Below are 7,990 nucleotides of genomic sequence, written 5' to 3' on the forward strand. Positions count from 1 at the left end.
TGCAAGTTATATCATTCGAGCCAAGGCCAATCGTACCTTAGAGGTCGATGGAGAAGATACGACTTTACTTTGGGACTACATGACCAAACAAAAATCTGTTGGGAAATATACAGCAGATATCCCAAAATAGAATGGAGAACCAGAAAGGGAAGCTAAGGTCAGTGTATCCATTGCAGAAGTAAGATTACAGGGAAAAGGAAAATCAAAACGACCTCTTTCTCTCTACGCCGTCTTTGCCAAGGAATTAAGCCCACCAGAAGGCAAAAAAGGTATTGAATGGATGCTGCTGACCGATCTTGCAGTTGAGGACTTTAAGCAAGCGAGGATCATCATTGAATGGTATCGAAGTCGGTGGGAAATTGAAACCTATTTTAGAGTGGTGAAAGGCGGCTGTCAGATAGAAAGTAACCGCTTTAGAACTGAGCAGCGAATGTTGAATTGTATTGCGATCTATATGATTATAGGATGGCGGCTACATTCCATGACAACACGAGCACGAAGGCTTCCTGATGCGCCGTGCACGAGTGCCTATTCTGAAAAAGAATGGCGTATGATATGGATGATGCAAGGTAAAACTTCCCCACCAAATGAACTTCCAAGTATGAGAGATATAACTCGTATGCTGGCAGGCCTTGGCGGCTTTTTGGGGCGTAGCGGTGATGGTGAGCCGGGAGCTAAAACTGTTTGGCAGGGATACACTAAACTACTCAATTATATGGAGACAGCGGAGGCTTTAAATGGATTTAAATGATGTGTATAAAATACAGGCAAGGCGTTATGTTTCACAAAGAGTTTAAGTAGTGATTCAAGATTACACATCGTATTTAATGTTAATAATACCCTTTATTTGGGCGTTTGCTTTTTGGTCGGCCAGATCAAAAATGATAAAAAAGTACGGTACAGAGTACATATCTGTTATTGCGTCCTTTCAATGGAAGTGCCTAAAAGGAATGGGGTTTGTTGCAATCTATTGCGCTTTAGCATGGAGAATGGATGATTGGGATAAAATACTTAATGGGGTTGCATTTGCTGCTGGAGCATTAACTTTTTTTGCGATGTCAGCCCATGAATTATCTTGTGGATTCTACGTTAATCATCAGTATACAAATCTAGAGAGAGCTGTTCGCCTATATTCAAGGTTTAATATTGTAGGGTTAATAACATCCTTCATTGTGCTCGTAATAGTCTATCAAAGTGAAAGTGTCCATTTGGCAGGTTTCATTTTTCAAGTAGTCCTATTTTTTATCGCCGCATTAGCATTTTATGTTAATGGATCTTTAGTCGGCTTGGTAAAAATAGGGTACGAATTTACAGCGCCAAACATAACAAATTTAGCCAAGAGACGATCCTGACGTCGAGTCCTTGCTAAAGACGTTATGCATCATCGAGAAAAGTATGATCTCTGAAGCAGACTGGAAGAAAGTTAAAAAAATTAAAGAAAAGGCGTTGGAAATTTTCTGTGAGCGTGCGATGGCTGATATAGATGAGGCGATTGCTAAAGAAAGCTCTAGCAAGCACGGTAAATTTTTGTACGTTTATAAAATGGCGGAAAATTATAATAAACGATTAGCTTTAATTTTCGATGATCTTAGGCGGTCTAATGCAAAAATACACCTGGCACTAATTGTCTCTGAAGGTCTCGTTTCTCCTGATGACGTTTCCTCGCTCTCAGAGGAACTGCAAGCATTCATCCAAGATAATGCATAACAAGGCCGGGCAATTTGGTCTGGGCCTTCGGTCCTCCGCGGGACAGTTTATCTTGTGTACCTTTTGCGCAGGTCACTGTGCTCCTATTTTTCGCGCAAAACGCGCACAAGGTAAGCTGCCCCTGCCGGCGGCGTTAGAAGTACTATGGCATATAAACATCGAGTTTTATTTTCAGCAATTTTCTTTATGGTAATATCGCTAGCAGCCTGTAGCTCCACGTACAGTTCTCCAAAGAAACAAGCTGAACAAGATATCAGCAAGCAAAGCTATACATTCTTAACTTGGTATGATGGTTGGGCTGGTCATGATATATGGGGTGTTGGCAAAGTAGGTGCCTGTTTTGATTGCGGTGTTGTAATTTGTGGTCCTACTCAGGTTAATTTCACTGTTACATTTGATTTACATACTGGTACTTCACATAGCAAGTACCCATCAAGCAAAGAGTATGCGACAAAGTATAATTCAACTATATTGTCGTACTTCCAAAACCAAAAAGGGGGGTGTAAATTCGAGGTTATACCTAAAATTACTTCTATGCAAGGCCAAGCAGATAAAACTGAATGTGATTTAGACACAGGTCAATACGGTGGCTGCCAAAGCGTCGGGAAGCTCTGAAGTAGCATTTTAAAAAAGGGACTATATCAGTCAGATGAGACTGGGAATTAATAACTGGCGACCGATTACAACCACTCTGGATGCATACCGGGGTGAATTCTTGGTTTTAGAGCAGCTGCTCTAGTGATGTGTAATAGTTCCGTTGACTACGGCTATATTAAAGGATATAAAGTACGAAATAAAAGAATAAGATGTAATAGAAATACTTCGGACAGTTTTTTAGAGTCAAACCCTTACAGAGCTACAGGCCCGGGAATTATAGGGCTAAAACTGTCCGAAGTATTGTGATAAGGGATTTGTGGTGACAGGATTGTTCCGCCAACAAGCTATAGAAAGGCATACAGACCGCCTGCATGGTGAAATTCTGCTCCTGCCGCGTTTTCCACACATTGTTATTCTAACACTGTTATTAACTTGGGTAGCTGTCGTCATTATCTGGCTTTCCAGTAGCAGCTATGCCCGCAAGGAAAGCATAACCGGTTGGCTGGAGCCGGCTTCGGGTATTGTGCGGGTTTACGCTGAGCGCTCGGGTATTATCAAACAGGTGCTGGTGCGTGAGGGTGATCAGGTATTGAAGGATCAACCCTTGATTGTGGTCAACGGTGACCGAATATTAGCGGACGGTAAACGTCTCGAGAGTGTGTTATTGGCGGAGTACGAAAGCCAGCAAAAATTGCTCAAAGAGCAGTTGGGGCGCAGCAAGAAAATTTATCGTCAGCAACGGCTTGATGTGGACCAACGCATTGCTGCCAGTGAGGAAGACCTGGCATTGCTCGAAAAGCAAATAGAGACGCAAGCCCGGCGTTATGCACTACTAGTGGAGCAGGCAGAACGCTACCATCGTCTCAAGCGCGATGGCCATATTTCCTCGGCAGAACTGGACGCAGTGATTGCCCAGGAGTTGGAACTGCGCGCCGACAGCCAGGGACTCGCGCGCAGTGCGGTCAATCTGCGTAACCAGATCCGGCAGCTCAAAAGCGATCGCTTGCTGCTTCCCGAAGAATACGCCAACAGCAATGACCATCTGCACACGCGCCTCTCTGACCTCGCCCAGCAAATCGCCCAATTGCATGGTCAGCGGGCCTATATCGTCAAGGCTTCCCGAGCAGGTGTAGTCAGTAACCTGCAGGCGGCTGAAGGTCAGCAGGTCCAGACCAATATCCCAGTTTTATCTGTGATACCGGAGAATCACGCACTCATAGCACAATTGCTAGTGCCCGTGCGCTCCGCTGGGTTTCTCGGTCCAGGCCAGTCCCTAAAGATTCGCTACGATGCTTTCCCTTACCAGAAATTTGGTCTTTCTTCCGGTGCTGTATTGGAGGTGTCAGATACCGTGCTTCTGCCCGATGAACTGCTTCGTGCACCTGTTACAGTAAACGAGCCGGTCTTCAGAGTAACCGCCAAGTTAGCGCAGTCATCGGTTAACGCCTATGGGCGTAACTTCCCCCTTAAGTCGGGTATGACTCTATCTGCCGATGTGCAATTGGGAGAGCGGAGTTTACTGCAATGGCTGCTGGAGCCCATTTACAGCCTGCGGGGACGTTTGTGATGGAAGCGGCCACAGAGCAACTGACCAGCCAGGGGCGACCGGAAAAGCTTTTGCACTTTTCCACTGGCCGCCATTTGCCGGTGATCCTGCAGACTGAGGCTGCAGAATGCGGGTTAGTATGCCTAGCGATGCTCGTTGGATTTCACGGCTATGAAACCGATCTAGCCAGTCTGCGCCGCCGCTTCCATATATCCAGCCACGGCACTAACCTCAAGACCCTAATGGATATGGCCGGGCGTCTGCACCTGGCCAGTCGCGCCCTACGGCTCGACTTGGAACACCTGGAAGATCTACAGTGTCCCTGTATGCTGCATTGGGATATGTGTCACTTTGTGGTACTCAAATCCGTACAGCGTAACAAGATTACCATCCATGACCCCGCGGTGGGAGAGCGGGTGTTGACCCGGGAGGAATTCGGCCAGCATTTTACCGGTGTGGTTTTGGAGTTGACGCCAACAGATGAATTCCAACCGGGGGAAGATCGCCAGCGCCTTAAGCTCAGCCATTTCTGGTCGCGTATCAGCGGGTTAAAGCGGAGCTTAATTCAGGTGCTGCTGCTGTCTCAGCTGCTACAACTGTTTGCTGTGGTTACTCCATTTTATATGCAAACAGTGGTGGACGATGTCATCCTGCGTGGCGATGACAATCTGCTACTGGTGCTGGCCATCGGCTTCGGCCTGTTGCTGGTGATACAGACTGGCACCAATGCCTTGCGAGAATGGGTAATCCTGCATATCTCAAGCCGGCTCAACATGCAGATGGCTGCCAACCTATTCCGTCACTTGATTCGCCTGCCCATGAGCTATTTCTCCACCCGGCATATGGGCGACGTGGTTTCCCGCTTCGGTTCTTTGAGTAAAGTGCGAGAATTACTCACTACCGGGCTGGTGGCTGCGGTAGTGGACGGTATTATGGCGTTGATCACGCTTGCCGCCATGTTTTTGTACGATGTGTGGCTGACCTTGATTGTATTGCTAGTAGCCATTTTGTATGCCGCTCTGCGCTTGTTGTTCTATCGTCCGCTGCGGCTGGTTACTGAGGAACAAATTGTTGCGCAGGCAAAACACGATTCGCATTTTATGGAATCTGTGCGGGCTATTCAGACCGTCAAGCTGTTTCAGCGCGAGAATGATCGTCAGGCTCAGTGGCACAATTGCCTCGCCGATGCCATCAACAAAGATATCCGCATCACCCGCTGGGATATCGGCTACAACACTATCAGCCGTCTATTGTTCGGTCTGGAAAACTTGCTGGTGATCTACTTTGCTGCAACTGCAGTTATGGAGAATATCCTCACTGTCGGTATGCTATACGCCTTTATGAGTTACAAAACTCGTTTTGTAGAATCGATGGATGCACTGATCGCCAAATGGATCGAGCTGAAAATGCTCGGACTACATCTGGACCGCCTGTCAGATATCGTATTTACCAAAGTTGAGAAAATAGACCGGCCCGACGACTTGCCGATGGACATTGATCAAGCTCAGTCCTTGCAGGGAAAAATCGAAGTGCGCAATCTCGGTTTTCAATTTGGTGAGGCGGAAGCGCCGGCCTTTCAAAATGTTAATTTCACCATAGAAGCTGGTGAAACCGTCGTTATTGTTGGCCCCAGTGGCTGTGGCAAGACCACGCTGCTCAAGTGTCTTATGGGGCTACTGGAACCGACCGAAGGGGAAGTCTTGATCGACGGTCAGCCTTTAAAGCAATTGACGCACTATCGCAGCCAGATTGCTGGCGTCATGCAGGACGATCAATTGCTCGCCGGTACCATTAGTGACAATATCGCGTGCTTTGAGCCCCAGGTAGACTTTCAGCGCATCGTCCATTGCGCACATCTGGCCTGCATTCACGAAGAAATCATGCGCATGCCCATGCAATACAACACCCTTGTTGGTGATATGGGCACCAGTCTTAGCGGTGGACAAAAGCAAAGAATTGAGATTGCGCGCGCTTTATATCGCGCACCTCGCATCCTGTTCATGGACGAAGCAACCAGTTATCTGGATATGACAAATGAATCGTTGGTAAACGACCATATCAAAAATCTGGCCATAACTCGGGTTTTAGTAGCTCATAGACAGGAGACGGTTGCATCAGCAGAGAGGGAGATTAAAATTAAAGATAGTTAAATTCTATCTTTTCTTGCCAGGTCAAGTTGCTGAGTTTATTTATTGTGCTCAACAGAGATGTTCATTTGTAAATTTAATAATCAGAATAAAACAGGAAGACTGCAATGCTTACTAATGTTATCAAGCCTACGCATGCATGTAATCTGGCATGCACTTATTGTTACAATGAAGATGATCGTACGAAGCGAATGAGTATTAATACTCTTGAGTCTACCATTAAAAATACCTGTGAATATGCTCGCGCAAAAAATGAAAGTGGCAAAGTTGACTTTATTTGGCATGGGGGTGAACCTATGCTGGTGGGGCTGGATTTTTATAAGCAAGCAATTAAATTTCAAGAGCGATATAAAAAAAGTTTAAAATTTGAAAATGTCATGCAAACCAACGGAACATTAATCGATTCAAGGTGGTGTGATTTTTTCGTGGAGGAGAAGTTCCATGTTTCAATTAGTATTGATGGAGTCAAGCACGTCAATGATGTAACACGAATAAATAGGAAGGGCGAAGGATCATTTGATAACGTGTTTGAGGCTATTCAGCTTGTAAAAAAGTACCAAATTCCGCTTGGGGTTTGCTTGGTGCTAAATAAAATCAATGTGCCACATCTAGATGAGATATATGATTTTTTAAGGGACGAACAGCTGAATTTTAATGTCATTCCAATGACTAATTCTGGTGACGCCGTGGCTTCAATTGGTGAAATTGGATTAACTCCGAAAGAGTATGCGGAGGGCTGGATAAAGTTATATGATCGTTGGTTTTATGATGAGAGGCATGGCAGTATACTTTGCAGCGATTTTGCCAATAAATCTGCCGGGGTCTTAGGAGGGCGCGCAATGGATTGTATTGGTGCTAAAAATTGTTCTATGAACACAGTGTCAACCGACCATAATGGTTATGTATACCCGTGCGCTACAATGTCCCCGGATCCTGAATGGGTCTATGGAAACATCAACGATTCTAGCATCAAAGAATTGATGCAATCTGATAACGCACAAAAAGCCCTCCAACGAAAAACCGATGAGCACTGCTTAGAGTGTAAGTGGCTTAATGTATGTAACGGTGGGTGTATATCTAGGGCTGATAAATTTTTTGGGACAATTGATACCAGAGACTATTACTGCTCTGGTTTATACCAAATATATGAGCATATTGAAGGACGATTGAGGGAGGTGCAAGATATAGATCTTGAGTGCCTTCCTCCAAAAGACTTTGTCGATCAGCGTAAAGCTCCGACAAAGAGGAGGATTGTATCAAAAAACTATGAGCGATTTAGTCGAGATACTACTACTACCGTTCTTAAGTTTGTAGATGCAGCCAGTTTGTAAATATTTAAATACCCATAGGAAACAGCATGAATAAAGATGCAATGGCAATTAATTCAATTCTTAACCGATTGGAAAAGTCACAAAAAAATAAAATAGAAGAGCTCTCTGCTGGTGAGATTGAACAAGTTTCTTCCGGTTTGAAAAATGAGACTGAATTCCCAGATGGTCCTTGGGAAGGAAATGCTTATCGCTACTCCTTCTAAAAATGAGCCGGCATGGTAAAACATGCCGGTTTTTATCATTACAATACTTTGGGCAGTTTTAAGCCAGAAATTACGGGATTGCAGCTCTATATTAGGTTGTTGGACGGCACTTATTCATCTAAAGTTCGGCCAATTTTCAAAAGCCCGGTAATTTTACACTCTGTAAAAGCAAGCGCTTTAAAACTGAATTTTTTAAGATGTGGTATTTCTAGCTTAACTTTTTAGGTTTTCAATAGCCTGTTATGTGGCATCTGCGACCTTGGCTGTTGGTCTTGACCAATTCCGCAATATTACCCGATCGGTATTTCTCTATATAGATCTTAACGTTCCGCCGTCAGTAAGCAACATTTCAAGAGCCGCCTTTAGTTTAACGTAGAAACCCACGTCCTACGGACATGGTCATGAGTGACTGGCTTTGCCTGTTACGAGTGAGGTGGCTCATGTTACACCTAGGTTCGA

General features: G+C 45.0%; 7 protein-coding genes and 1 pseudogene. All 8 read left to right on the forward strand.

Features of this window, described 5'->3' with window-relative positions; translation table 11 throughout:
- Positions 1-148 precede the first annotated feature (148 nt).
- Positions 149-751 (forward strand): annotated as a pseudogene (locus ACCI49_RS22600) (IS4 family transposase); the annotation flags it as partial.
- 49 nt (positions 752-800) lie between these two features.
- Positions 801-1,352 carry a hypothetical protein gene (locus tag ACCI49_RS22605; RefSeq protein ID WP_371841498.1) on the forward strand — a complete coding sequence of 184 codons (552 nt, stop codon included), beginning with the start codon at positions 801-803 and terminating at the stop codon, positions 1,350-1,352.
- 43 nt (positions 1,353-1,395) lie between these two features.
- Entirely contained in the window at positions 1,396-1,707 is a 312-nt protein-coding gene (locus ACCI49_RS22610) for a hypothetical protein (protein ID WP_371841499.1), read from the forward strand.
- Between the two features lie 144 nt (positions 1,708-1,851).
- The gene (locus ACCI49_RS22615; protein WP_371841500.1) at positions 1,852-2,322 is read left to right on the forward strand and encodes a hypothetical protein; all 471 of its coding nucleotides are present in this window, start codon (positions 1,852-1,854) and stop codon (positions 2,320-2,322) included.
- A 301-nt stretch (positions 2,323-2,623) separates the two neighbouring features.
- Positions 2,624-3,871 (forward strand): HlyD family secretion protein, encoded by a 1,248-nt coding sequence (locus ACCI49_RS22620; protein WP_371841501.1) that lies wholly within the window; start codon positions 2,624-2,626, stop codon positions 3,869-3,871.
- On the forward strand, positions 3,829-6,000 hold the full coding sequence (locus tag ACCI49_RS22625; RefSeq protein ID WP_371841502.1) for a peptidase domain-containing ABC transporter: 2,172 nt from the start codon (positions 3,829-3,831) through the stop codon (positions 5,998-6,000). Before ACCI49_RS22620 ends, ACCI49_RS22625 begins: the two co-directional genes overlap by 43 nt.
- A gap of 104 nt (positions 6,001-6,104) precedes the next feature.
- Positions 6,105-7,328: a dynobactin maturation radical SAM/SPASM protein DynA gene (gene dynA / locus ACCI49_RS22630; RefSeq protein WP_371841503.1), complete on the forward strand. Its 1,224-nt coding sequence runs from the start codon at positions 6,105-6,107 to the stop codon at positions 7,326-7,328.
- Between the two features lie 26 nt (positions 7,329-7,354).
- Positions 7,355-7,531, forward strand: a complete 177-nt coding sequence (locus tag ACCI49_RS22635) for a hypothetical protein (RefSeq protein WP_371841504.1) — start codon at positions 7,355-7,357, stop codon at positions 7,529-7,531.
- Positions 7,532-7,990 lie beyond the last annotated feature (459 nt).

This window comes from Microbulbifer epialgicus (assembly GCF_041447265.1).
GTDB classification, from domain to species: Bacteria; Pseudomonadota; Gammaproteobacteria; order Pseudomonadales; family Cellvibrionaceae; genus Microbulbifer; species Microbulbifer epialgicus.